The sequence below is a fragment of the Streptomyces sp. NPDC054770 genome, assembly GCF_053611985.1.
In genome coordinates, this window is record NZ_JBSHBL010000004.1 from 190,404 (window position 1) to 215,626 (window position 25,223).

At 72.4% G+C, this 25,223-nt stretch carries 17 protein-coding genes; 5 read left to right on the top strand and 12 right to left on the bottom strand.

The features are described from left to right. Positions 1 to 71: 71 nt before the first annotated feature. Both ACWGKQ_RS06265 and ACWGKQ_RS06270 read left to right on the top strand, forming a co-directional pair. Complete coding sequence (locus tag ACWGKQ_RS06265) at positions 72 to 1,499, top strand: PspC domain-containing protein (protein ID WP_453290690.1); 1,428 nt, start codon at positions 72 to 74, stop codon at positions 1,497 to 1,499. After that, positions 1,486 to 1,695, top strand: a complete 210-nt coding sequence (locus tag ACWGKQ_RS06270; RefSeq protein WP_453290691.1) for a hypothetical protein — start codon at positions 1,486 to 1,488, stop codon at positions 1,693 to 1,695. The genes ACWGKQ_RS06265 and ACWGKQ_RS06270 overlap by 14 nt, the downstream gene beginning before the upstream one ends. 30 nt (positions 1,696 to 1,725) lie before the next feature. On the opposite strand, the gene ACWGKQ_RS06275 is transcribed toward ACWGKQ_RS06270, so the two are convergent. Together ACWGKQ_RS06275 and ACWGKQ_RS06280 are read right to left on the bottom strand one after the other, a co-directional pair. After that, positions 1,726 to 2,265, bottom strand: a complete 540-nt coding sequence (locus ACWGKQ_RS06275) for a DoxX family protein (RefSeq protein ID WP_453290692.1) — start codon at positions 2,263 to 2,265, stop codon at positions 1,726 to 1,728. 268 nt (positions 2,266 to 2,533) lie between these two features. Further along, complete coding sequence (locus ACWGKQ_RS06280; RefSeq protein ID WP_453290693.1) at positions 2,534 to 3,811, bottom strand: hypothetical protein; 1,278 nt, start codon at positions 3,809 to 3,811, stop codon at positions 2,534 to 2,536. Between the two features lie 188 nt (positions 3,812 to 3,999). Here ACWGKQ_RS06280 and ACWGKQ_RS06285 point away from each other — a divergent pair, with 188 nt between their 5' ends. Then, positions 4,000 to 4,887, top strand: a complete 888-nt coding sequence (locus ACWGKQ_RS06285) for a DUF4429 domain-containing protein (protein ID WP_453290694.1) — start codon at positions 4,000 to 4,002, stop codon at positions 4,885 to 4,887. A gap of 32 nt (positions 4,888 to 4,919) precedes the next feature. On the opposite strand, the gene ACWGKQ_RS06290 is transcribed toward ACWGKQ_RS06285, so the two are convergent. Continuing rightward, positions 4,920 to 5,714 (bottom strand): class II aldolase/adducin family protein, encoded by a 795-nt coding sequence (locus ACWGKQ_RS06290; protein WP_453290695.1) that lies wholly within the window; start codon positions 5,712 to 5,714, stop codon positions 4,920 to 4,922. Positions 5,715 to 5,953: 239 nt separating this feature from the next. Then, positions 5,954 to 7,519: a glutamine-hydrolyzing GMP synthase gene (gene guaA / locus ACWGKQ_RS06295; protein ID WP_453290696.1), complete on the bottom strand. Its 1,566-nt coding sequence runs from the start codon at positions 7,517 to 7,519 to the stop codon at positions 5,954 to 5,956. Between the two features lie 519 nt (positions 7,520 to 8,038). On the opposite strand from guaA, the gene ACWGKQ_RS06300 reads away from it, so the two are divergent. Further along, the gene (locus ACWGKQ_RS06300; protein WP_453290697.1) at positions 8,039 to 8,320 is read left to right on the top strand and encodes a chorismate mutase; all 282 of its coding nucleotides are present in this window, start codon (positions 8,039 to 8,041) and stop codon (positions 8,318 to 8,320) included. Positions 8,321 to 8,917: 597 nt separating this feature from the next. Here ACWGKQ_RS06300 and ACWGKQ_RS06305 read toward each other — a convergent pair. Further along, the gene (locus tag ACWGKQ_RS06305) at positions 8,918 to 10,057 is read right to left on the bottom strand and encodes a hypothetical protein (protein WP_453290698.1); all 1,140 of its coding nucleotides are present in this window, start codon (positions 10,055 to 10,057) and stop codon (positions 8,918 to 8,920) included. 239 nt (positions 10,058 to 10,296) lie between these two features. On the opposite strand from ACWGKQ_RS06305, the gene ACWGKQ_RS06310 reads away from it, so the two are divergent. Then, positions 10,297 to 11,346, top strand: coding sequence for an LAETG motif-containing sortase-dependent surface protein (locus tag ACWGKQ_RS06310; RefSeq protein WP_453290699.1), 1,050 nt, complete (start codon positions 10,297 to 10,299; stop codon positions 11,344 to 11,346). 138 nt (positions 11,347 to 11,484) lie between these two features. Here ACWGKQ_RS06310 and ACWGKQ_RS06315 read toward each other — a convergent pair whose 3' ends face one another. The 7 genes from ACWGKQ_RS06315 to ACWGKQ_RS06345 all read right to left on the bottom strand — a co-directional run bounded on the left by ACWGKQ_RS06315 (position 11,485) and on the right by ACWGKQ_RS06345 (position 25,072). After that, a complete protein-coding gene (locus ACWGKQ_RS06315; RefSeq protein WP_453290700.1) occupies positions 11,485 to 13,260 on the bottom strand; it encodes a GMC family oxidoreductase N-terminal domain-containing protein in 1,776 nt (591 codons plus the stop codon). A 77-nt stretch (positions 13,261 to 13,337) separates the two neighbouring features. After that, on the bottom strand, positions 13,338 to 14,963 hold the full coding sequence (locus ACWGKQ_RS06320) for a succinic semialdehyde dehydrogenase (protein WP_453290701.1): 1,626 nt from the start codon (positions 14,961 to 14,963) through the stop codon (positions 13,338 to 13,340). Positions 14,964 to 15,099: 136 nt separating this feature from the next. After that, positions 15,100 to 16,134, bottom strand: coding sequence for a serine/threonine-protein kinase (locus tag ACWGKQ_RS06325; RefSeq protein ID WP_453290702.1), 1,035 nt, complete (start codon positions 16,132 to 16,134; stop codon positions 15,100 to 15,102). 123 nt (positions 16,135 to 16,257) lie between these two features. Next, positions 16,258 to 17,907: a serine/threonine-protein kinase gene (locus ACWGKQ_RS06330; protein WP_453290703.1), complete on the bottom strand. Its 1,650-nt coding sequence runs from the start codon at positions 17,905 to 17,907 to the stop codon at positions 16,258 to 16,260. Positions 17,908 to 17,973: 66 nt separating this feature from the next. Further along, entirely contained in the window at positions 17,974 to 19,773 is a 1,800-nt protein-coding gene (locus tag ACWGKQ_RS06335) for a serine/threonine-protein kinase (protein WP_453290704.1), read from the bottom strand. Between the two features lie 182 nt (positions 19,774 to 19,955). Further along, positions 19,956 to 22,853, bottom strand: a complete 2,898-nt coding sequence (locus tag ACWGKQ_RS06340; protein WP_453290705.1) for a protein kinase — start codon at positions 22,851 to 22,853, stop codon at positions 19,956 to 19,958. Between the two features lie 137 nt (positions 22,854 to 22,990). Next, complete coding sequence (locus ACWGKQ_RS06345; RefSeq protein WP_453290706.1) at positions 22,991 to 25,072, bottom strand: serine/threonine-protein kinase; 2,082 nt, start codon at positions 25,070 to 25,072, stop codon at positions 22,991 to 22,993. Positions 25,073 to 25,223: the final 151 nt, after the last annotated feature.

Consider the following 25,223-nt stretch of genomic DNA (forward strand, 5'->3'; position numbering starts at 1 on the left):
GGGCCGATTTCAGGGTTCGGCCAGGGTCATCCCGACTGCCGTTGCGGCGGCACGGCCGTCACCATTGACTCATGACAGATCACGAGCACGCCGCGACGGGTCCGGGACCCGGCCCCGGCCCGCGCCCCGCCGCGGGCACCGGGCCGTCGGATGCCGCGCCCGCCGCGGCGGAGACGGCCGCGACGGGGGCCGACGCCACCGGTGCCGAGGCCGCGTCAGCGGCTGCCGCGGCCTCCCCCCGGTTCCGGCGCGACCGCCGGCACAAGGTGATCGCGGGTGTGTGCGCGGGGCTCGGGCGCCACACCGACCTGGATCCGGTGATCTTCCGCATCACCCTGGCCGTGCTGGCCGCGACGGGCGGCATCGGCCTCCTCTTCTACGGTTTCGCCTGGCTCTTCGTGCCCTACGAGGAGGACGAGGAGAACGAGGTCCGCAAGCTGCTGACCGGCCGGGTCGACGGGCAGGCCCTGGCGGCCGTGCTGTTCGCGCTGGTCGGCTGCGGAGTGCTGCTGACGATGATCAGGAACGGCCAGGTGCTGGCGTTCGCCGTCGTCCTCTCCCTGCTGCTGGCAGGCGCCGGGTACTGGTCACGGCGCCGTGGCGCCCCCGACCCCGACCCACTGTCCGCCCAGGCCGTCGCCGACGCGCCGCCGGAGGCCCAGGCACCGCCGATCCCGATCTCCTACCCCTCGTGGTGGCGCGACCCGATCGTCAAGGACGGCACCCATGTCGGAGGCACCGGCTATCTGTGGGGCCCGGCCGACGTCCGCGGCCGGGACGCCCCGGGGCTCGACTTCCGGCTGAGCACCCCGTGGGTCCACGGCCAGGACGTGCGCGCCCGGCAGAGCGCGCCCCCGAAGCCCCGCGGACCGCGCTGGATCGGCGGCTGGATCTTCCTGCTCGCCCTGGTCGCGGGCGTCCTGGGCACGGGTCTGACGTGGGACACCCACCCGCTGGGCACCAGCCTCCAGGCCGGTCTGGCCGGCGCGCTGATCGTGTTCGGACTGGGTACGGCGGTCAGCTCGTTCCTGGGACGCACGGGAGCCGGCTCGCTGTTCCTGGCGCTCGTCACGGCGGTACTGCTGGCGGCGGCGTCGGCCATGCCGTCCGACATCAGCACCCACTGGAGGCGGGCGTCCTGGACCCCGGCCTCGGCGGCGGAGGTGTCGTCGGCGTACGACCTCGGGACGGGAGTGGCCACGCTGGACCTGACGCACATACGCGTCGCCCAGGGGCAGACGGTGTCGACGTCGGCCGAGGTGGGCGCGGGTCAGCTGAAGATCGTCGTGCCGGCGGACGTGACCGTGCGGATGAGTATCGACGTGGGGGTGGGTGACATCCAGTTGCCCGGTGACGACAAGAAGGACGTGGACGTGGAGCCGGGCAAGCACAAGGACGTGACGCTGCCGCCGACGAGCGGTGCGAAGAACTCGGGCACGCTCGACCTGGATCTCCAGGTCGGCGCGGGACAGGTGGAGGTGGCCCGTGCTGCGGCATGAGTTCCAGCCCGGACGGCTGGTCGTGGGTGTCTTCCTGACAGGGGCGGGGATCGCCTACGCCGGTGACGCGGGCGGCTGGTGGGACACCGAGTGGTTCGCGGTCATCCCCGTACTGGTGGTCGGCCTCTTCCTGGCAGGGGTGACCGCGGCCCTGACGCGGGCGATACGCAGGCGCCGCGGCACACCGGAGGGCTAGGCAGGGGCCAAGGAGCCGGGCGGAGCCGGCTCAGAGGCCCAGCGAGGCCCGTGCGGAGCGGTGTCGGCGTCGGGCGCGGAGGATCGCGTCCAGGGACAGGTAGGGGGCGCCGGCGAGGACCAGGGGCAGCCAGGCCATCAGGTAGGCGAGGTCGTTGCCGTAGTAGTACGGGGAGTTGGCCCAGCTCACGGTCAGCCACAGGCTGAGCGAGATCAGTGCGCCGCCGAGCGCGGCCAGGCGGGCGAGCAGGCCGAAGAGGGTGCCCAGGCCGACGGCGAGCTCGCCGATGGCGATCGCGGTGCCGAAGCCGACGGGGTTCTTCAGGGCCAGGTCGACCAGGGCCGGGATCGCGGCGGAGTCACGGACCGCGCGCATGGTGTCGCCGATGGACCCGGACCCGCCGGATTTCAGGAAGGCGCTGTCGGTCAGTTTGTCCAGGCCGGCGTAGATGAAGGTGACGCCCAGGAAGATCCGCAAAGGAAGGAGGGCGTACCGGGTGGCGGTGTCCCGCAGTCCGCGGTCGCCGTCGAGATACGGGGTGTGCGTGTCCGATCGAATGCCGTGAGTCATCGCCAGTAGCCGCCTCTCGCCGCTGTACCCAGGCCCCTCAACAGACCATACGTACGACAACCGCAGCCCGCTCAACCCTCTCCCGGACGTTTTTCCGAATTTCTGCCGGACACACCCGCCCGGGAGCGGGGAGAAAGGAGGGCAAGGCGGGTCGGATGCGGACTCGGCGGCTTCTGGTACGGGAGGTCCGAAGAGGTGACAGGTGAGGACGGACGGGGGCGGCCCGTCACCCGCGCCAGGGTGTCCGCCCGTCCGCCGGCCGGTCCGGTCACTCCGTCACGTCGACCACGCACCGGTTGGTCGCCACTCCGGCCGCCGTCACCACTTGGACCTCCACCCAGCCGGGCTCCACGTCGGCCGGGACCGGGACGGTGAGGACGTCGTCCGTGGGGTTGCTGAAGCCGCCGGTGACGGGGACCAGGGGGACGTGGACGTTGACGGCGCCGATGCGGACGACCATGCGGGAGAGACGGTCGGCGGTCTGGGCGCCGGGCGGGACGAAGCCGGTGCCGCGGATCTCGATGTCGTCGCCCGTGCGGATCGGGGCGTCCAGGTCACCGGCCTCGCGGGCGCGGACGACGGAGAGGATCACCGGGCGGCCGCCCTCGGCGTACTTGCCGGCCAGGTAGGTCGCGGCGGAGATCAGGACCACCGTCGCGAGGCCCCAGGGCAGGTCCGGGAGCTGGTCGGGGCGGCGGGCGAGCCGTACGGCGGCGAAGAGCAGGGCGACGGCGCTGATGACGACGTACTGGATGTCGGCGAAGGTGCCGCGGCCGGCGTCGTCGGTGAGCAGGTCGGCGGCGCGGGGGCGGTGGGCGCGCACCTTCTGGAGGCGCTGGCCGACGATGCGCAGGCCGACCACCCGGCGCACCAGGACGGCGATGCCGCAGACCACGGCGAGGACGGTCACCGCACCGGCGCCGCGGGCGAGGTCGAGACCGGAGATGAGGGCGTCCCGCTCGGCGGGAGAGGAGGCGGCGGCCAGCCGGCCGGCCAGGACGAGGACGGCGTAGGAGACGAAGAGGACCCAGGAGGCGGCGACGGTGCGGGAGGTGGACATGCGGTTGTCCTCGCCGATGACGGGGGCGAGCACCCCGCCGCGCGCGCGGTGGAACCAGGAGGCGGCGGTGAGGGCGAGGGCCACGGTCAGGGCGGCGAGCAGGCCGGCGGTGCGGGCGCTGGTCCAGCCCGCGCCGATGGCGGTGAGGGACTGGGTGAGGAGCATGATCACGACGGCTGCCCAGACGGTGCACACGGTGCGCAGCCAGAGGCGGGCGAGCCAGGCCTCGCCCTCGGCGCGGCCGCGTTCGGCGACCTCCTCCGCGGACTGGGTGAGTTCCTCGGAGACCCACTGGCGGGAGGCGGAGGCCGAGTGGGCCACCGCCGCGGGCAGCCCCTGCCCGGCCGCGAACTCGTCGCGTTTGACGAGGAACGCGGCGACCGCGCGCCGGTGTCCCTCACGTGCGCCGTGCGGACAGTCCCCGCATGCGCAGCCGCCTCCGTGGACACCCGAACCGGCGCCCTGCCTCGCCTCCTGCACCGCCACGCCCGACGCCCGCCTTCCCCACGCCCGGGGCACGACCCGCAGGGCCCTCCCCGGGGCCGGACGGCGTCGCGCAACTCCCTTGTGTCGAGTGCGAATTGTGCCCTACGCCATGCCGTTCGCGTTCAGTGGGCAGGTCACGACGAGTGAAGGTACGGCGGACGTGTTGACCCGGCTGCGAGAATTTCCCCATGGCCGAGATCATCCAGCGGGACGGGACCTGGGCGTTCGACGGCAGCACGGTCCGGATCACGCCGGGACGCCACCGTTCCGTACCGCTGTTCCGGCAGACCTACGGGGAGATCGCCGTACCCCTGGAGGCGGTGTCGGGGGTGGTGTACGAGCCGGAGCGCAAGCGGGGGCGGCTGCGGATGCGGCTGCGCGAGGGGGCGGACCCGCTGTTGCAGGCGACGGGCGGGCGGTTGCCGGAGGGGGCGGATCCGTATCGGCTGGCGGTGGACGGGGACCGGTCCGGGGTGGCCGAGTACGTCGTGGCGGAGATCCGGCAGTCGCTGCTGCTGGAACAGGTCCCGCAGGAGCCGGCGAAGACGTATCTGCTGCCGGGACCGCCGGTGCCGGTGTCGGTGCGGTCCTCGGACGGGACGGTGTCGTTCGACGGTACGCAGGTGCGCATCGACTGGGCCGACACCTCCGACCGGGTCAAGCGGGCCACCGGGCCCCGGATCATCGGCGTCGGCGATCTGGTGCAGGTGGAGTGGCTGCCCAACTCCGGCTACGAGGACGGTCTCCTGCGGTTCGTGACCCGGGAGACGGTGTTCTCGAAGCTGCCGGCCGAGCGCGACCCGTACGCCCTCGACCTGTGGGGCAGTGTCCGCCGCGACCTGCTGACGGCGCTGGTCGCGGCGGCGGTCACGGCCCGGCTGCCGCATCCGTCGACCCGGCCGGGCACGGAGTACGCCGACCCGGACCGGCCCCCGGTGACCGTGCCGCGCCAGTCGGCCGACCACCACGACATCCTGCTGCGCAGGCTGCGGGAGCTGGGCGAGCTGCACCGGGACGGGGTGCTCACGGACGAGGAGTTCGCGGTGACGAAGGCGGCCGTGCTGCGGAGCTTCTGAGCCGGGGGTCGGCCGAGGGGTCAGCCGAGGGGTCAGCTGAGCAGGTCCGGTTCGCTGCGGCTGATGTCCTGCCACAGGGGCTGGTAGTTGATCCAGGCCACCAGGTCGCCGCCGAGTTGTTCCCGGGTGGCGACGGCGAGCTTGTGGTCGATGAGCAGCAGCCGGCCAGCCGCCTTCGCGGTGAGCTGGACCTGCGCGGACTTCTCCATCGACAGGAACCACCAGGCCGCCGCGTCCACCGAGTCGCCGACGGTCAGCAGCCCGTGGTTGCGCAGCACCAGCGCCTTGCGGGTGCCGAGGGCGCCCGCGATCCGGCGGCCCTCCTCGGCGTCGACGGCGACTCCGGTGTAGGCGTCGTAGAGGGCGTGGTCCTCGTAGAAGGCGCAGCTCTCCTGGCTGATCGGGTCGAGCAGGTCGCCGAGGGCGGACAGGGCGCGGCCGTGCACGGAGTGGCAGTGGGCGACGGCGACGACGTCCGGGCGGGCCGCGTGCACCTGCACGTGGACGGTGAAGGCGGCCTGGTTGATGTGGTAGCGGCCCTCGATCACCTGGCCGTCCTGGTTGGCCAGGACGAGGTCGCTCACGGTGACGTGCTTGAACGGCATGCCGAACGGGTTGACCCAGAAACAGTTCGAGTATTCGGGGTCGCGGGCGGTGATGTGGCCGGACACCCCGTCCTCCAGTCCGGCCCGGCCGAAGATCCGCAGCGCACCGGCGAGCCGCTCCTTGCGATGCCGGCGCTCGTCGTCGAGCGAGTCGTACATCGGCGGCATCGCGAACTGGAGCTGATCGGTGGGCAGCGGCAGGGGCGGGGTCGGCCCGTGCATAGGTCCTCCTGCACTGGGTTTGTGTTACGGCCGGAAGTTACCGCCGGTCAGCGCAGGAAAACAGAGTTGTTCTGTAAAGATGACGCACGCGAACACATCACGACAGAAGATGTCGCGATTCGACAGCCGGGTGGCCCGTACGGCACATGCCGAAGAGGTGGCACCGCCGGGGCGGTACCACCTCTTCCATCAGCTTCTTCCGCTTCTTCGGCACCGGGCGCGATCGGGCGCGCCCGGGACTACTCCCACTCGATGGTGCCCGGCGGCTTGGAGGTGACGTCGAGGACGACCCGGTTGACGTCACGGACCTCGTTGGTGATCCGGGTGGAGATCTTCGCGAGGACCTCGTACGGCAGGCGGGACCAGTCGGCCGTCATGGCGTCCTCGGAGGAGACCGGGCGCAGGACGATCGGGTGGCCGTAGGTGCGGCCGTCGCCCTGGACGCCGACGCTGCGGACGTCGGCGAGCAGGACCACCGGGCACTGCCAGATGTCCCGGTCGAGACCGGCCGCGGTCAGCTCCTCGCGGGCGATCGCGTCGGCCTCGCGGAGCAGGTCCAGGCGCTCCTTGGTGACCTCGCCGACGATCCGGATGCCGAGGCCCGGGCCCGGGAAGGGCTGGCGCTGGACGATCTCCTCCGGCAGGCCGAGCTCCTGGCCGACCATCCGGACCTCGTCCTTGAAGAGCTTGCGCAGCGGCTCGACCAGCTTGAACTCGAGGTCTTCCGGCAGGCCGCCGACGTTGTGGTGCGACTTGATGTTCGCGGTGCCGGTGCCGCCGCCGGACTCCACGACGTCCGGGTAGAGGGTGCCCTGGACCAGGAACTCCACGGCCGGGCCGGCGTCGGCGATGATCTCGGCCTGGGCCTGCTCGAAGACCCGGATGAACTCGCGGCCGATGATCTTCCGCTTCTGCTCCGGGTCGGAGACGCCGGCGAGGGCGTCGAGGAAGCGGGCCTGTGCGTCGACGACCTTCAGCTGGACGCCGGTGGCGGCCACGAAGTCCTTCTCGACCTGCTCGGTCTCGCCCTTGCGCATCAGGCCGTGGTCGACGTAGACGCAGGTCAGCTGGGAACCGATGGCCTTCTGGACGAGGGCCGCGGCCACCGCGGAGTCGACGCCGCCGGACAGGCCGCAGATGGCGCGCTTGTCGCCGACCAGTTCGCGGATCGCGGCGACCTGCTCGTCGATGACGTTGCCGGTGGTCCAGGTCGGCTTCAGGCCCGCGCCGCGGTACAGGAAGTGCTCCAGGACCTGCTGGCCGTGCGTGGAGTGCATGACCTCGGGGTGGTACTGGACGCCGTAGAGCTTCTTCTCGTCGTTCTCGAAGGCGGCGACCGGGACGACGTCCGTGGACGCGCTGACGGTGAAGCCCTCGGGGGCGGCGGAGCAGGCGTCGCCGTGCGACATCCACACGTGCTGCTCGCCGGGGGTGCCCTCGAACAGGGTGGAGGACGTCTTGGAGACGTGCAGGTCGGTACGGCCGTACTCGCGGGCGCCGGTGTTGTCGACGGTGCCGCCGAGGACCTGTGCCATCAGCTGGAAGCCGTAGCACATGCCGAAGACGGGGACGCCGGCCTCGAAGAGTTCGCGGTCCAGGCGGGGAGCGCCCTCCTCGTACACGGACGAGGGGCCGCCGGAGAGGATGATCGCCGCCGGGTTCTTGGCGAGCATCTCGGCGACCGGCATGGTGCTGGGCACGATCTCGCTGTAGACCCGGGCCTCGCGGACGCGGCGGGCGATGAGCTGGGCGTACTGCGCGCCGAAGTCGACGACCAGGACGGTGTCGGGGATGGCTGAGGACACGGGGTGCCTTTCGGCGGGTGGGCGGGGTCTGTGTCTTCGATTCTAACGGGGCGCGGTGGGGCAGCTCCCGTCCCTGGGGGCTCCGCCCCCAGACCCCCGGTTCCTATGCCCACCCACCACCCGACTCGGTCAGTCAAAAAGTGACCGCCCCCCTTCGACTCGGTGGGCCAAAAAGTGGCCGCCCCGCCCACCGCCCACGACGGCTCGGCCGGCCAGCCTGCCAGCCAGCCGAGAAGCCACCGCCCGGCCCAGCGAGCCCAACCCCGCCTGGCCAGCCCGGTCCGCCCAGCCCACCTCGGTCCGCCCCGGGGGTTCTGTGGCATACTCGGCCCCATGCTCACCCAGACGACCTTCCTCTTTACCTATGGCAACCGGCCCACCGGCTGCCATGGTCGTGCTGCTTGAGCTACTGACAAGCGACTTCCCCAGGCGCCCCGGGCCGACAAGGTCCGGGGCGCCTGGTGTTTCTCCGGATCCTGTCGGTTCGGGGCACCACAACCCTTCCGGCGAGGAGCCCCCATGAACGCGATCGACGTGACCGGTGCCCGTACCCCCGAGGCCGCCGAGGTGATCAGCGGTGCGCGGGAGCGCATCGATGCGCTCGACGACCGGATCATCGGTCTGATCCAGGAACGGATCGCCGTCTCCGCGGTCGTCCAGGAGGCCCGGATCGCCTCCGGCGGCCGCCGGGTGAACCTCTCCCGGGAGATGGAGATCCTCGGCCACTACAGCGCGGCGCTCGGCAAGCCCGGCACCGCCCTCGCCATGACGCTCCTGGAGCTGTGCCGGGGTCGCATCTGAGTCGGGCGGATCTGAGTTCGGGGGTCTTCTCACCCGTACGGCGCGTGACCGGCCCGCGGGCCGTTTCGTTGGTGGGGTGTCCGTGCCAGCCAGGTGCGGGCCCGAAAGAACCACGCGTGGCTCACTGGGGCGATGAGACGTACGGAACGTGCCGTGCGTCGTGGGACCTCGCTCCAGTCAAGTGACCGGACGGCAGGGGACAGCAGCCCGGTCACCCAAGAGACGGCCGGCTCCGGGGACGCCCGGGGCCGACCGGCGGAAAATTGCAAAAATGCATAAGGGCTGGGTCAAACGGTTGCGGAGGCCGGGTCCATCCAGCACGATGCGTAGAAGGCCCGCAAAGCCTTCCGAGTTCCCAAGTCCCAGTTCAGGCAACGGTATTGCCGTGTGCCGACCGTCCGCCAAAGGTCGAGACCTGCCGTACGCCCCGAGCGCGCCGGGGCGCAGACCGGGGCTCGGACGGTGGCACAGGGCGCACAGACCAGCGGCGCAACCCCCCGGCGCCGCTTCCAGGCACCGACGCTGCCCTGACGTCGGTGCTGACGAAAGAAGGGCCCCGCGGCTCCGTCCCGCGGGGCCCTTCGCCTGCGTGCAGCGCTATGTACGGCTCACCGTGCCGCAGGCCTCCTGCTTGCTGATGTCCCGGCTGCGGTCGTACGGGTCGACGGACGGCCCGCTCGGGGCGGCGCTGCCGGTCGGGGCCTGGGACGGGAACTGCGGGTGCAGATAGCCGTCGTTGATGTCGCAGGCCGAGTTGCCGGCGTCCTCGTCGAAGCGGAGGAGGGTCAGCCGGCCGGGGGTGACCTGGTACCGCGTGGGGTCGGGGAGTTCGGCGTCGATGACCCGGCGCACGATGGTGCGGGTGACCTCGGTGGAGCCCACGCGGACCACCGGGTAGACGAAGGTGTAGTCGGCGTGCACGGCCACGCCCTCGTACTTGCCCTTCGCGAAGGTGATCCGGCCGCGCACCTTGATGACCTTCCCGGCCTGCTTCACGTCCTTCGGGTCGAAGCGGCTGAAGAGGAACAGCGGGTCATGGGTCTTGCTCGGGCTGCGCAGCGAGGTCTTGAGGTCGTCCAGCACGTCGGGCTGCTTGGGGTCGAGCACCGAGAGCGCGGCCCCGGGGCTGCCGCCGGCCACCACCTCGGGGTTCAGGTTGGCGTCGACCAGCAGCTTCTTGGTCCTCTGGAGGGCCAGTTCGACGCGGTCCTTGGGGATCGCACCGAGCGCGGTGGGCTTCGGCAGCACGATGCCGGCCGCACCGTCGGCCCAGCGCAGCGCCGGGGAACCGGCGAACGGACGGGCGAGCGTGGGGGTGCGGGCGGCGACCGCGGAGGGCGGCGCGGTCGGCGTGGTGGTCTCGGCGGGGAGCGGCGTGGTGGCGGTGTCCGTGCCGGCGGACGAGCCGAAGGGGTGGCCGGGGATCAGGGAGGGCCGCATCGCCACGACGGCCACGGCGATCGCCAGCGGGACGCCGATGAGCGCCCATGCCTTGCGGCGGCGGCCGGCCCGCCCGTTCATCTCCTGCCAGGCGGGCCCGGTCCGCCACCCCTCGGGCTCCCCCTTCTGCTTCTTGAGCCGCTCGGTCACCTCACGGGCCCGGGCGGAGGGCTCCTTGGGGGCGGACTTGCGGATGTCCCGGTCGGTGTCGCGGAGGAACTGCTCCCACACCTCGTCGGGTATGGAGGAGGACGACGGCTCGTCCCCCGACGATTCTTCGGACCGTCTGTCAGACATGACACTCTCTCGCTCGGCCGTTCGACGGGGCGAGAATAGCCTTGGAATCGACTGTGTCCATGCCACCCCCCGCAATCGGTTTCGGGCGACGGCAGCCCCGGGATCGAGACCGAAGTCGAGTGACCCACATCACATAAGGATGGTGTGAATGTGGAGGCAACCATTCACAGGACTCGCCGGTCACATCAGCGGAACCAGCGGTGACATCCATCCACCGCAGCTGACGTACGGGGGTCCTCATGAAACTTCGCCGGGTCATGGCCACGGCGGCCGTCACGGCCGTCATCGCGCCGGTCGCCCTGCTGTCCGCGCCCGCCGCGTTCGCGGACGAGTCGACGTCGGGGTCGCCGTCGGCGTCCGCGTCGGAGAGCGCGCCGAGCGAGATACCGAGCGACACGAGTTCGGCCTCGCCGTCCGACTCCGTCCCACCGAGCGACGGCGCGTCGGCGTCCGGGTCCGCGCCGGCCTCCGCATCGCCCAGCGACAGCGCGAGCGCCTCCGCATCGGCGTCGGCATCGGCCTCCGCCGAGCCGTCCGAGTCGGCCGAGCCCAGCGAGGACCCGTCCGACCCCGACGTGCCGTACTGCGAGGACCTCGACGAGGACTTCGGCAACGCCAAGGTGTCCGCCGACATCAAGGGCCTGCCGGGCAAGATCGTCGCGGGCGACGGCTTCCACGGCTTCGAGCTGGTCGTGACGAACGACTCCAAGACGGACGTCCAGGGCGTCGCCTTCTACGCCGAGATCGAGAACTACGAGCTCGACGAGTCGAAGTACCTCAGCCCGTACGTCGACCTGGAGTTCAAGAACCCCGACACCGGCTCCTGGGACCGGATCGGCAGCGACGACTGGGCCGGCGACTACTTCTTCTACGTGCCGAAGCTGAAGTCGGGCGCGAGCAAGTCGGTCGACCTGCGGGTCTCCATCGACGCCAAGGCCCCCGCCGGCGACGCCTACTCCTTCGGCTCCGGTGCCTACCTCGACAAGGTCGACGGCCAGGACTGCATCGCCGAGGGCTGGGCCCAGTACGACTTCACGGTCCTCAAGGCCGGCTCGTCCAACCCGGACCCGGGTACGGCCACGCCGAGCGACAACGGCAGCAAGGACTCCGTGAAGAAGCCCCAGGGCAACGTCTCCGACCTGCCGACCGGCAACCTCGCCGACACCGGCTCCAGCTCGGCCCTCCCGGTCGTCGGCCTGGTCGGCGGAGCGGCCGTCGTGGTCGGCGCCGGAGCGGTGGTCCTGGTACGGCGGCGGAAGAGCGGAACCGGGGTGGACGCGGGCGCCTGAGCCGCACGGAGCAAGGTCGCGCGAACCGTCGTCAGGCGGCGGTCGCGCACCGATCGAAGAGGGACCTGGGCTCGGAGGGGGGCACAGGTCCCTCTTCGGTTACCGGTTGCTTCTTCTTCCGGCTACTTCTTCTTCCGGCTACTTCTTCGGCGGTACGGCCGGGATCCCGAGGAACGGCAGCCGCAGTGCGCCGAAGGCCTCGGCCGGGACCGCCGGACGGAGCGGCTCGACCGGCCGGAGGCGCTCGTACGGCTCGCCCTGCCGCGGACGCGGGTCCGCCTCGCCCTTGTTGGGCCAGTACGACATCGCGCGCTCGGCCTGCGCCGTGATGGTGAGGGACGGGTTCACGCCCAGGTTCGCGGAGACGGCGGCGCCGTCCACGACCGAGATGCCCGGGTGGCCGTAGAGGCGGTGGTACGGGTCGATGACCCCAGTCTCGCGGGAGTCGCCGATGGGGCAGCCGCCGAGGAAGTGGGCGGTGAGCGGGGTGCCCATCAGCTCGCCGACGTTGCTGCCGGCGAAACCGTTGATCTCGGCGGCGAGCACGGTGGCCGCCTCCGAAGCGGCCCTGATCTGCTTGGGGTTGGGGGCGCCGTGGCCCTGCCGAGCGGTGAGCAGGCCCTTGCCGACGCCGTCCGGTTTCAGGTACGTCGTCAGGGAGTTGTCCAGCGACTGCATCACCAGGCCGATGATGGTCCGCTCCGACCAGCGCCGGTTGGAGAGCGAGCGCAGCACCAGAAGGGGGTGGCGGGCGGCGTTGGCCAGCCAGCCGAGGACGCGGGAGGAGCCTTCCGCGTACGGGACCTGGAGGATGGACAGGCCGCCCATCGCGTTCGATCCCCTGCCGTAACGGACCGGCTCGATGTGCGTGTTCTCGTCCGGGTGGATGGACGACGTGATCGCGACGCCGCGCGTGAAGTCGGCCCTGGGCGTCCCGTGCGCCTTGCGGTAGCGGCGGTCGTCGGTCTGCGCGCCGACCAGGGCCTCGGAGTTGGTGCGGGTGAGGTCGCCCAGCCGGTCGGAGAGATACGGCAGCTGGCCGCCGGCCTTCATGCGGTGCAGGAGGGTCTGGGTGCCGTAGGTGCCGGCGGCGATGACGACGCGGCGGGCCTTGAGGATCCGGCCCTCCGCCTTCTTGTCGTCGGTGGGGAGGGTGGCGATCGCGTAGCCGCCCTGGGAGTCGTCGGTGACGGAGACGACGGTGGTCATGGGGTGGACGACCGCGCCCGCCTGCTCGGCGAGGTGGAGATAGTTCTCGTTGAGGGTGTTCTTCGCGCCGTGCCGGCAGCCGGTCATGCACTCGCCGCACTCGGTGCAGGCGTTGCGGGCGGGGCCCGCGCCGCCGAAGTAGGGGTCGGCGGCCTGGTCGCCGGGGGCCGCCTTCGCCTCGCCGTCGGCGTCCTTGCCGTCGCCGAAGAAGACGCCGACCGGGGCGAGGTGGAAGGTGTCGCCGACGCCCAGCTTCTCCGCCGCCGCCTTCAGGTGGACATCGGAGGGGGTCATGGTGGGGTTGAGCCGTACGCCGAGCATGCGCTGCGCCTGGTCGTAGTACGGCTTCAACTCGTCCTGCCAGTCCGTGATGTCACGCCACTGGGGGTCGTCGAAGAAGGGCTTCGGCGGGACGTACAGGGTGTTGGCGTAGTTGAGCGAGCCGCCGCCGACGCCTGCGCCGGCCAGCACCATGACGTTGCCGAGGAGGTGGATGCGCTGGATGCCGTAGCAGCCGAGCTGCGGGGCCCAGAGGTAGTTCTTGATGTCCCAGGAGTTCTTGGGGAGGGACTCGCGGGTGAAGCGGCGGCCGGCTTCCAGGACGCCCACGCGGTAGCCCTTTTCCGTCAGGCGCAGGGCGGTGACGGAACCGCCGAAGCCTGAGCCGACGACGATGACGTCGTAGTCGTAGGTGTCCTGGGGCACGGGGGCTCCTCGTTGAGTTTCGCGTGCGGGCCGTCAGTGGTTGATCGCGCAGTTCCCCGCGCCCCTGAAGGGGCGCCTCAGCGCAGCCTCAGTGCCTTCATCACCCGGAGACTGGTGGACATGAAGGCGGCGTACTTCTCGTCGTCCATGCCCAGTGAGGGGGCCATCGGCAGCAGGCGCTGCTGGGCGACCGTCTGCGCCTCCGTGTACTTGAGGATGCCCTCCGAGCCGTGCCGGCGGCCCAGGCCCGAGTCCTTCATGCCGCCCATCGGGGACTGGACGCTGCCGTAGGCGGGGGCATAGCCCTCGTTGACGTTGACCGTGCCGGTGCGCAGGCGGGCGGCGACGGCGCGGCCGCGGCTGCCGTTCTTCGTCCAGACCGAGGAGTTGAGGCCGTACGGCGTGCCGTTGGCGTGCTCGACGGCCTCGTCCTCCGTCTTGAAGCGGTAGATCGAGACGACCGGGCCGAAGGTCTCCTCCGTGCAGACGGCCATCGCGTCCTCGACGCCGTCCAGGATGGTCGGCTCGTAGAAGTAGGGGCCGATGTCCGGACGGGCGGTGCCGCCGGCCACGACGGTCGCGCCCTTCTCGACGGCCTCCTCGACATGCCGGGTGACGGTCTCCAGCTGCCGTTCGCCGACCAGGGACCCCATGTCGGCGCCGTAGGCGAGGGACTTGCCGAGACGCATGGCCTTGGTGCGGGCGGCGAAGCGCTCGACGAAGGTGTCGGCGATCGACTCGTGGACGTACAGCCGCTCGATGGAGATGCAGAGCTGACCGGCCGAGGAGAAGCAGGCGCGGACCGCACCCGCGGCCGCCTTCTCGATGTCGGCGTCGTCGAGGACCAGCATGGCGTTCTTGCCGCCGAGTTCGAGGGAGACGCCGACCAGACGGGCGGCGGCGCCCTGCGCGACCTCGCGTCCGGTGCGGGTGGAACCGGTGAAGGAGACGTAGTCGGCGTGCCGGACGACCTCGGGGCCGACGACCGGGCCCTCGCCGAGCACGACCTGGAAGACGTCGGCGGGCAGGCCGGCCTCGATGAGGATGTCCCGGGCCCACAGGGCGGTCAGGCAGGTCTCGGTGTCCGGCTTCATGACGACCGCGTTGCCCGCGACGAAGGCCGGGAGCGCGTCGCCGACGGAGAGTTCCAGGGGGTAGTTCCAGGGGGCGATCTGGCCGACCACGCCCCGCGGGTGGCGCAGCTCGGTCACCCGCGTGAGTGTGGGCATGGCGCCCGCGTGCCGCTTGGGGCGCAGGTAGGCGGGGGCCTTGCGGCCGTAGTGCCGGGCGGCGACGGCGACGGCCTGCACCTCCTCGTGGGCGTGCAGGCGGGCCTTGCCGGTCTCCAGCTGGATGAGGTCGAGGACCTCGGCCTGGCGGGCCAGTATCAGGTCGTGGAAGCGGAGCAGGACCGCGGCGCGCTGGCGTACCGGCACCTTCGCCCACACGGCCTGCGCGGCACGGGCCGCGTCGAAGGCCTTGGCCACGTCCTCGGGGGTGGACTCGGGCAGGTCGGCCAGCTTCTCGCCGGTGAAGGGCGTGTGGTTGGCCGTACGGCCGGAGCCGGCGACACCCTTGGTGAGCTGGGCGACCAGCTCGGGCGTGACCACGTCGGCGGCGGTTCGGGCCCCTGCGGGGGCGGGGGCGAGCGGGTTCGTGCCGGTGGGGGCCGGTGCGTGGGCCGGGGCCTGCGAGTCCGTCATGAGCCGCAGGGTATTCGGGAGCGGGGCCTTTGGGTACCCGTGGGTAACCCGGTTTCACGGACCGCACACACACCGCCAGTGATCACTGGCAGAGAATGCGCTGATCAGGAGGTTGGACGGGGACGAGCAGCGCCGGTCAGCCGCGTTCCGGTTTTTTGGCGAGGAGCAGGCCGAGGGCGGCGAGCGGGGTGAGACGGCGGGGTTCGGCGGCCGCCGAGGGCGCGGTGGGCGCGGTGGGGGCGGCGGGGGCGGCGGCGTCCGAAACGGGGGCCGGGGGTGCGGTCACCCACTCCGGCAGGCTCACGCCGGCGGCCTCGGCCAGCGTCTCGGCGACGTCGGCGGCCGCCGGCCGGGCCTCCGGTTCGGCGGCGCTCAGCTGTTCGAGCAGCGGGTCGAGGGGGCCCTCCGCGCCGTCCATCGCCGTGCGGAGCAGGGCGCCCAGGGACCACAGGTCGGAGGCGGGCCCGGCCCCGAGCCCCGCACCGCACTCCGGAGCCACGAAGTCACCGCTGCACGGCTCCTGTTGCGCCGCGCCGATGCCGAAGTCGGTGACGACGACGCGCTCGCCGCCGGCTGCGAGGAGGACGTTGGAGGGCTTGAGGTCACGGTGGACGATGCCGACGCAGTGGGCGGCGTGCAGGGCGCCGACGACGGCGAGCCCGATCCGGGCGGCCTCGGCGGTCGGCAGCGGACCGCGGGCGGCGAGGGCGGCCCGCAGCGACTCCCCCGTCACCAACTCCATGACGATCCAGGGACGTTCTCCGTCCATGAGTACGTCGTGGATGGCCACGGCGGCCGGATGGTCGACGCGGGCGGCGGCACGGGCCTCGTGCAGCAGCCGGTGCGCGACCCGTTGCCGCTCCTCGCCCGCGGGCTCACCGGTCAGACACAGCTCCTTGACGGCGACGTGCCGTGCGTCCCGAGCACCTCGGACGTCCCGGCGGTCCGCCGAGTCCGGGCCGGATCCGTCCGGACCGGATCGGTCCGAGCCGGATCGGTCCGAGCCGGATCGGTCCGAGCCGGATCGGTCCGAGCCGGATCGGTCCGGATCGTCCTGCTCGTCGTGAGCACGCCACACCGTGCCGGTCGGCCCGGAGCCGATGCGCTCCGCGAGCCGGTAGCGCCCACCGATCAGGCGTCCCTCGACCGGCTGTTCGCCGTCTTCACTCATGCCACATGAGTACCTTGCGCACCATGCCCTTGTCGAAGCGGCACGGTCAGAGGTCCGCCGGCCGCGGGCCCCTTCCTGTGGAAGTGCCCGCGACCGTCCCGTGCCGGCGTATGTCGGCGCCGGTCAGCCCGAGTTGGCCGTGAACGTGTCCACCGCGACATCGAAGTACTCCCGCGCCTCCCGCACCTTCCCGACCGGCGCCGACACCCACAGGTCGTACATCCGTCCGCTCTCCTCCCAGCAGAGGTCGTAGGTGTGCCGCGGTCCCTCCGTCGCGCTGAACCCCTTCCAGGTGAACTCCCAGAACGCGGCGGGGTGTCCGGAGTGGGTGGTGTCGGTGACCCGGCCGTCGTGGTACCCGGGGTTGGTGCTCGGTCCCTCGGCCGCCGCCCGCCGCATCACCCCGCCCGGTCCGTCCGTCTGCGGCTCGGAGACCTTGATGCCGAGCCGGAAGGTCTGCCCCGGCGACATGTAGAAGACGCGCTCGCCCTGCGGGTCGCGGGTGAAGCCCTCCGGTACGGCGAGGGCGAAACCGGCCGGGTCCCGCGCGAAGCGGTAGCCGGAGGGCGCGGTGGAGGAGTGGGCGGTGGGGGGCGGCGGGGCGGTCGAGGAGGAAGGCCGGGCGGTCGAGGAGGGCAGGGCCGTCGACGGGGACCGGGTGGCCGTGGCGGTGGCCGGGCGCGACGCGGAGACGGCCGTCGTACCGCCGGGGCCCGGGGCGGTGCCGCTCCCGCCCCCGTTGAACAGCAGCGTGGCCGCCGACACCCCCGCCCCGGCCATCGCGGCGACCAGCAGCGCGGCGACCAGCACCCCGCGCGTCGAGGTGGGCCGGGGCGGTGCGGCCGGTTCCGGGGCCGGTGCCGGCGGCCACGGCACGTCCCGCTGGGTCGGGGTGTACGACGCGGCGCCCGCGTCCTGCGCCGTGGCGGCGTCCGCCACGGTCCCGGTCTCCAGGAACCCGCGCAGCATCAGCTCGGCCTCCGCCGCGCCCAGCCGCCGCTCGGGATCCCGCTCCAGCAGCCCCCGTACGACCGGCAGCAGCGGCTCGGCCTGGGCCGGTGGCCGGATCTCGTCGGAGACCACGGCATGCAGGATCCCGCCGAGCGAGTCGCGCCGGAACGGCGACTCGCCGCTGAGCGCCGCGCACAGCAGCGCGCCCAGCGACCACAGGTCGGCCGCCGGGCCGGACCGGGAGCCGGACATCCGCTCGGGCGCGGTGTACTCGGGCGAGCCGACGAAGGAACCGGTCTCGGTGAGCGTGGTGGCGCCCGCGACCTGGGCGATGCCGAAGTCGGTGAGCACGACACGCCCGGTGGCCGCCTCGACGAGCACGTTCGCCGGTTTGATGTCCCGGTGCAGCACCCCCGCCCCGTGCGCCGCCCGCACCGCGCTCAGCAGGGCGATCCCGATCCGCGCGGCCTCGCCGACATCCACCGGCCCGCTCCGTGAGATCCGGTCGGCGAGCGAACCGCCTTCGATCAACTCCATGACGATGTACGGCCGTCCGCCGTCCTCGACCACGTCGTGCACGACGATGATGTGCGGGTGGTGCAACTGCGCGACGGCCTGCGCCTCACGCAGCGTGCGTTCGCGGCGGAGCCGGGCGTCGTCGTCCGAGCGGGAGTCGTCGACGGTGAGCTCCTTGACGGCGACCTGCCGTCCGAGTAACTGGTCGGTCGCCCGCCATACGACACCCATCCCGCCCCGCCCGAGCCGCGCTTCCAGGCGATATCGCCCCGCGATCAGACGGACGGCGTCCCCGTCGGTCCCCATGGCCCCATGATGCCGCACCGGACCCGAACCTTCCGGACGGTGACAAGCCAAGCCGCCGGAGAGGCGTCACTCGTAGGTTCCGGGGTCCCAACTCTGCAGCACCCACTTGAACTGCTTACTGGTCGTGGCCCAGTCCTGCGCCGGCGAGGCCACGTAGATCGCGTACTCGGTCCCCGTCCGCGAGTCGTACGTCTCCTCGATCGCGTGCTGCGGCCCGGTCGCATACGGCCAGTCCTTGGCCAGCGCGGTCCAGGTGAACTCCCACACCGCCCCTTGCTGGTCCCGGTACAGGTTCTGCTTCATGCTCACGCGGTTGTAGTCGACCAGATGCAACTGCTGCTCCAGGTCCTTCTGGTGCGCGAGCGCGTCGGAGAAGTCGGGAGAGCTGTCGACGGCGATGCGGACCAGGTGCTTGCCCCCGTCGGGCGAGTAGTCGATCTGCTGCAGGCCTCCCGTCTTCTTGATGGACACCGAGCGCTTCCAGCCCGCGGGCAGGTACACCGTGAAGCCCGCGGGGTCGTCGATTTTCTTCCAGCTCGCGGGAATCGTGCCGTCCGGGGCCGTGGTCGCGCCCTGCGAGGAAGAGCCGGACGTGGCCGGCGAGGCCGAGCCGCCGGTGTCGTCCTGCTGCCCGAAGTCCCACTTCTGCAGGGCCACGGCCGTGCCCCCGCCGAGCAGCGCGGCCATCGCGACGACGAGCGCGAGCGTCCGCAGCCGGCGCCGCTCGGGCTGCACGGTGACGGGCGCGGACGACGGACCGACGACCGTCACCCTGCTCATGGAACCGCCGGAGGGATGCCGCCCCTCGTGAGAACCACCGACGGAGCCGCCGGCAGAACCACCGACGGAACCGCTGTACGAACTGCCGTAGGGGTCACTGCCGTAGGCGTCGCCGCCGTACGAGTTTCTGCCGTGCGAGTTGCTCCCGTGCGCGTTGCTCCCGTGCGAGTCGCCGCCGAAGGACTCGCCGCCGTACGAGTTGCCGCCGTACGAGTTGCTGCCGCCGCCGAGCCCCGACTGCGTCGGTACATATGCCTGCGCCCCGCTCGGCCGCCGCCCCTCCGCCGCCTCCGCGAGCATCTGCTCGACCTCTTCGGGGCTCGGCCGGTGTGCCGGTTCCTTGCGCAGCAGGGCCGTGATGACCGGCTCCAGCGGGCCCGCGAGCTGCGGGTCGGCGGCCTCGTCCTCGACGACCGCCTGCATGGTGGTGAGCGGCGAGGTGCGGCGGAACGGCGAGCGCCCCTCCACCGCCGTGTACAGCGTCGCGCCCAGCGCCCACAGGTCGGAGGACGGTCCCGGATCGTGCCCGCGCACGCGCTCCGGCGCGAGGTAGTCGACGGATCCGACGACTTCCCCGGTACGGGTGATCGTCGTGTCGCCCTCGATCTGCGCGATGCCGAAGTCGGTGAGGAGGACCCGGCCGTCCCGGCCGAGCAGCACGTTGCCCGGCTTGACGTCCCGGTGCAGCACCCCGGCGCCGTGCGCGGCGCGCAGCGCGCGCAGCACCCACAGCCCGATCCGCGCGGCCTCCCGCGGCTCGATGCGCCCGCGCTCCTTGACCGCGTCGGCCAGCGAGCACCCCTCGACCAGCTCCATGACGATCCACGGACGACCGTCGTGTTCGAGCACGTCGTGGACGGTGACGACGGCGGAGTGGTTGATGCGCGCCGCGGCCCGGGCCTCCGCCCGGGTGCGGGCGAGCAGGACGGCCTGGTCGCCCTCGGAGACGTAGAGCGCGGCCGTCAGTTCCTTGATGGCGACCGCCCGGTGCAGCACTTCGTCATGGGCGCGCCACACCCGGCCCATGCCGCCGCTGCCGATGATGTCGGCCAGCCGGTAGCGGCCCGCGATGAGCAGGCCCTGCATCTGATTCACGTTGCCCCGCAATGCTCTTGTCAGGGTCAGACTAAGGACCGGCCCGCGGTCAGGGAACCAGCGGGGTCCCACGGAGACAGCACTGTGACGGTTCTCGCTTCCCTTACGGGATGTGAACGAAATTCCCTCATCGGAACGGGAACCACGCGGGCCCGGAACGCGTTGAGCGCCGCTCAGCCGGTGTACTTGTACGTCGACGACGCCTGCTCGTACAGCGTGGTGACCTCGTCCCGGTCGGCCTCCGGGCCGCGTACCTGCACGATGTGGTACCTCCCGTCGATCAGGAAGACCATGTTCCGCACGAACAGGTCGCCGTCCTGGCTGTCCGTCCAGGTGAACTGCCCCTCGGCCGACACCTGCTGACCCACCGTGATGGTCCGCAGCCCGCCGGCGGTGGCCCAGCTGGAGTCCCGGTACGGCTGCAACTCCGGTTCCTTGTCGCGCTGGTACGCCATCGGGTCGCTGCCGTAGGTCGCCGCGCTGTCCCGTCCGGCCACCACGATCAGCTCGAACTTCCCGTGCGAGTAGATCACCTGGCCGCTGCCGTTCTTCGGGGTGCGGGTCCAGCCCTTGGCGACGGCGATCCGGAAGCCGTTCGGGTCGTGGCGCAGGGTGAACCCGTCGGCGACGGTGGCGCCGCCCGTCGAGCCGGCGGTGGTCTGGGTCTCGGTGGACGGCGTCGAGGTGGGCGTCGGCGTCGGTGTCGGAGTGGGCGTCGCGCTCCGGCCCGGTGCGGAGCTCGCCTCGCCGGCCGCGCCCGTCCGGTCGCCGGCCGGCGCGCCGCCGTCGTCCGTGCTGCCCTTCTTCGGCAGGAACAGCATGGCGTACGCGACCGCCGCGGCCAGCAGGAGCAGGACCAGCAGAAGCAGCGTGCGGCCCAGCCGGCGCGGGGACTCGGCCTCCTGCCGGGCCCGCTTGTGCCGGCCGTGTGTCGCCGGCAGCCCGGCCTTGCGCCTGCGCACCAGCTCACCGCGGCGCCGGATGATCGGCAGCCGCCTGGGGTCGGTGGGCGGGGCGGCGACGACGTGCACGCCGGCGTCCGGCTCGGGCGCGGACCGCACCAGCGAGCGCAGCCAGCCGCGCAGTTCCTCGAAGTCCAGCCGCTCGATCGGGTCCTGACGCAGCAACGACTCCACGACCGGCCGGAGCGACCCGCACTCCTCCGCGAAGGCGGGCGGCTCCGAGCACACCAGCTGCACCAGCTCGGCCGTCGACTCCTCCGGATACGGCGCGTGCCCCTGGACCGCCCGGAACAGCAGCGCGCCGAGCGCCCACAGGTCGGTGGCCGGGCCGATGGGCGCCGCCAGCTGCCAGTTCTCGTGCACCGGAACGGCCTGCTCCGGCGCCCAGCGCTCGGTCACCGGTCCGACCACGGTCATCCGCACCTGCCGCGCCCGCTCGGCGGCCAGCGCGGTGGCGGGTCCGCGCCGCCCGGGCACGGCGGCGGGCTCGCCCCAGCGGGCGGTGGGTCCGGCACCCTGCGCGGGCACGACGACGTGCGGTTGCCCTTGCGCACCGTGGAGTTCGGCGCCGGCCCGCGGGGCGGGCGCGCCGGTACCGGTCGGGGGCGTGCCCGCGCCGGGTCCGGCGGCCGGAAGCGCGGTGCGTTCCTGGCCGGGGGCCACCGCCGGGGGTGTGCCGGGGCGGGGGCGGGGTGCGGCGCCGTGCCAGGGCGACGGCGCGCCGCCCACCCCGTACGGATCGGCTATCTGACCGGGCGGCACCCCAGCCCCGGTCCGCTGCTCCCCGCCCGGCGCCTGCGCCTGCCCGTTCGCGTAGGGGGGTTGTGCCTGTCCGTTCGCGTACGGTGCCTGGGCCTGCCCATTCGCGTACGGCGGTTGCGCCACGCCGTTGGCATACGGCTGCTGGGCCGCTCCGTTGGCGTGTCCCGGGCCGTACGGCGGCTGCGGTGCGGGCGCCGCGGTGTCGCCCTCGGCCGGCGGCCGGGCACCGGGCAGCGCGGCCCGCCCGTTCTGCTGGGCCTCCTGGACCCGGGCGGCGGCCCTGGCTCCCGCCCGGTACGCGGCGATCGCCCCGGCCCTGGCGGCCCGGATGTCGGAGCCGGTCTCCAACGCCCGCCGCTCCGCACCGCCCGTACCGGAACCTCCCGAGCCACCCGTACCGGAACCTCCCGAACCCTCGTCGGGACCGGCACTCGGCAGCCCGCCGGCCGCCCGGGCCTGAATCGCGGCGCGCCGAGCGGCTTCGGGATCGGTCTCCGGCGCGCCGGGCGCCCGTTGCACGCCGCCTGTACCACCGGACGCACCACCGATGCTCCCGATGCCTCCGACGGCGACGGCACCCGAGCCGGCGGAACCGCCCGAACCGGGCGAACCGGACGGGAGGCCGGGCGCGTTGCCGGGCAGGCTGCCGGGCGTGGCGGAACCTTCCGCCTCCCCGGCCCGCCGACCGCCGACCGCCTCCTGGCCGCTCCCACCGCTCGCGCCCTCCTGAGTCGGCACCGGGTCGTACCCGCACAGCGCCTCCTCCGCCGCCCCGACCGCGAGGCCGGTCAGCATCACCCGGCCGTCGTCGCAGACGAGGACCGTGCGGGCGGTGATGTTGCGGTGCACCCAGCCGTGGGCGTGCAGCACCCGGAGCGCCATCAGCACGTCGGAGGCGACCTCCGCAGCCCGGTACGGGCTCAGCGGCTGCTCGGCGAGGACCGCCGCCAGCGACCGCGCGGCGACCGACTCGCTGACGATCCACAGCGAACCGCCCTCGGCGAACACGTCGAAGACCTGGTCGAGCCGGGGGTGGTCGGGGATCCGGGCGGCGGCCTGCGCGGCCTCCACGGCGCGCCGCACCACCGGATCGCTGGGCCGGCGTGTCGCGGTCCGCGCCGTCGGCGGCCGGCGCGCGCCACGGTCACGCGCCGTGAACCCTTGCGGCAGCCCCTCGGCGTCCAGCACCTCCGCCTCGACGACCTCCGGCAACGGCACCTGGCGGACGAACACTTCCTGCCCGCTGTAGGTGTCGAAGGCCCGCGTCTCGGTGTGTTCGTACTCGTCGGAGGGGGGCAACGGCAGGCGGTACCGGTCGGCGAGCACCCGACCCGCGTAGTCGTCCACGTTGCCTCCCCCGGCCGCCCGGCTGGTCAAATCCGTTCGTTTTGCGGCCCGTTCCGTATGCATACCTGGATGCGTACGGTCCGCAACCACTCACGATACGTGCCGGAGGCAAGTTGCATTGTGGGGATGCGAATTTGTCACTTGGGCTCGAAGGACGCCGTCAGCGTCTTCCAGGTGTCCTTGCGCAGCTCACTGCTCCAGTTGCCGGCCTTCGCGGTGTACATCAGCGCGTACCCCTGCTGGGAACTGACGACGAACCCCCGGTCGATGGTCCGGTACTCGGTGCCGCCGTCCACGTAGGTGAACTCCCAGTCGGCCGTGTTCCAGCCGCGGTAGCTCACCGAGGCTATGCGGATCTTGTGGTACTGGGAGCGCACCATGTAGCGCTCCTGGTTCTCCCAGTCCGCCACCGGGTCGTCCTTGGGCGTGCTCGTCCAGGCGATCAGCAGCTTCTGCCCGCCGGGTCCGGTGAACCGGTCCCCGGCGGAACTGCTGGTCTGGAACTTCCAGCCCTTGGGCAGCCCGATCGAGTACCCCTGGTCGCCCTTGTACTTCGTCACCACCGGCGCGCTGCCACTGCCGCTGTCACTGCCACTGGAGTTCGACGCCGAGGAGGCGTCGTCCCCGGACTCGTCCGAGCCGTCGCTCCCGGCGGTCTGGGCCGTCGACGCGTCCCCGTCCGCCACCGTGCCGCCGCTCGTGTCCTCCTTGGTGGAGGACCCGGAGCCGGACTTCGAACCGGAACCGGAACCGGCGCTGGCGCTCGCCCCCGAGGTCGCCACCGCCTTGGAACCGCCGCTCTTGCCGCTCCCCTTGCTGTCCCCGTCGTCGCCGTTCAGCACGATGGCGAGCACGGTACCGAGCACCGCGAGCACCACCACCACGGCGATGATCACCAGGGTGCGCTTCGGCACCACGTCGGTGAGCGGCGCCTTGGGCACGGGCCGGGGGGCCAGGTCAAGATCCGGCGGCGGCATCATGGGCCATCCCGAACTCGCCTTGCCGGCCGTGGGCTTGGTCCCCGCAGAGGCGCTACCGGCGCCGGACCCGCCGCCGGCGGCGGCCGGACGCGCACCCGCGACCGGCACCGAGGGCGAACCGGTCACGACCGGGCCCGCGGCGACGCCCGCCTCGGCGCCCGCGCCGGTATCGGTGCCGGTGCCGGTGCTCTTCGTCCGGGTCGCGGCCGCGGCACCGGCCGCCCCCGCGGCCTTCCGCACCGAGCGCAGCGCCCCGCGCAGCTTCTCCCCGGCCTCCTCGCCCCGCTTGGCCCCGGCGCCCTTCTGCTCCTGCGGGGCGTCCGGCTGCGGAGGCAGCGGTACGACCCGGGTGGCGTCCGCGGGCGGCTCCTTGGGCGCGTTGACGATCGCGTCGAGCATCGCCCGGGCACCCGCGTCGTCCAGCCGCTTGGCCGGGTCCTTGTTGAGCAACCCGTAGATGACGTCCTTCAGCGGTCCCGCGTTCTTGGGCTCCTCCAGCTGCTCGGTCATGACCGCCGTCAGCGTGGCGATCGCCGACCCCTTGTCGTACGGCGGTGCGCCCTCGACCGCCGCGTACAGCAGGCCGCCGAGCGACCACAGGTCGGCCGCCGGGCCGGGCTTGTGACCGCGGGCCCGCTCCGGGGAGATGTAGGAGGGGGCGCCGACGAGCATGCCGGTGGAGGTGATGGACGGGTCGCCCTCGACCTGGGCGATGCCGAAGTCGGTGAGCACGACCCGGCCGTCGTGCTCGGAGATCAGCACGTTGGACGGCTTCACGTCCCGGTGCAGGATGCCCTCGCGGTGCGCCGACCGCAGCACGTCCAGGATCGCCAGCCCGACCTCGGCCGCCCGCTTCGGGTCCAGCAGGCCGTCCTCCCGGATGACCTCGGCCAGCGACTTGCCCTCGACCAGCTCCATCACGATCCAGGGCCGGTCGTCCTCTTCGACCACGTCGAAGACCGTCACCGCGCTGTTGTTGCGGATCCGGGCGATCGCCTTGGCCTCGCGCAGGGTGCGCGTGATCAGGCGCCGCTTCTCCTCCTCGTCGATGTTCGACGGGAACCGCAGTTCCTTGACGGCCACCGTCCTGCCCAGGGTCTCGTCCTCGGCCCGCCACACGGTGCCCATGCCGCCGCGGCCGAGCACTCCTCCCAGCCGGTACCGCCCGGCGAGAAGACGCTCGCTGTTGTCCTGACGAGTCCCCTGACGAGAAGTACCCGCCCGCTCCGCCTCCGACATGCGTCCCCTCATGCAACCCGCCCTGACAGAGCCTCCATTGTCCCTCACCCGACAAGTGCCCGACGCCCAGGGGCCCCTGATCGCACATCGGGGCCGGCCGACCGGAACCCCCGGTGACGAGGGCGTCACACGAGCCGGGATGATGGGCCAC

Excerpts from the sequence above, each read along its gene's own strand:
- ACWGKQ_RS06330 (WP_453290703.1), bottom strand. The coding sequence starts at position 17,907 with ATGGGGACCGACGGGGACGCCGTCCGTCTGATCGCGGGGCGATATCGC.
- ACWGKQ_RS06285 (WP_453290694.1), top strand. The coding sequence starts at position 4,000 with ATGGCCGAGATCATCCAGCGGGACGGGACCTGGGCGTTCGACGGCAGC.
- ACWGKQ_RS06345 (WP_453290706.1), bottom strand. The coding sequence starts at position 25,072 with ATGTCGGAGGCGGAGCGGGCGGGTACTTCTCGTCAGGGGACTCGTCAG.
- ACWGKQ_RS06325 (WP_453290702.1), bottom strand. The coding sequence starts at position 16,134 with ATGAGTGAAGACGGCGAACAGCCGGTCGAGGGACGCCTGATCGGTGGG.
- ACWGKQ_RS06320 (WP_453290701.1), bottom strand. The coding sequence starts at position 14,963 with ATGACGGACTCGCAGGCCCCGGCCCACGCACCGGCCCCCACCGGCACG.
- ACWGKQ_RS06310 (WP_453290699.1), top strand. The coding sequence starts at position 10,297 with ATGAAACTTCGCCGGGTCATGGCCACGGCGGCCGTCACGGCCGTCATC.
- ACWGKQ_RS06275 (WP_453290692.1), bottom strand. The coding sequence starts at position 2,265 with ATGACTCACGGCATTCGATCGGACACGCACACCCCGTATCTCGACGGC.
- ACWGKQ_RS06305 (WP_453290698.1), bottom strand. The coding sequence starts at position 10,057 with ATGTCTGACAGACGGTCCGAAGAATCGTCGGGGGACGAGCCGTCGTCC.
- ACWGKQ_RS06290 (WP_453290695.1), bottom strand. The coding sequence starts at position 5,714 with ATGCACGGGCCGACCCCGCCCCTGCCGCTGCCCACCGATCAGCTCCAG.
- ACWGKQ_RS06265 (WP_453290690.1), top strand. The coding sequence starts at position 72 with ATGACAGATCACGAGCACGCCGCGACGGGTCCGGGACCCGGCCCCGGC.
- ACWGKQ_RS06300 (WP_453290697.1), top strand. The coding sequence starts at position 8,039 with ATGAACGCGATCGACGTGACCGGTGCCCGTACCCCCGAGGCCGCCGAG.
- ACWGKQ_RS06335 (WP_453290704.1), bottom strand. The coding sequence starts at position 19,773 with ATGCAGGGCCTGCTCATCGCGGGCCGCTACCGGCTGGCCGACATCATC.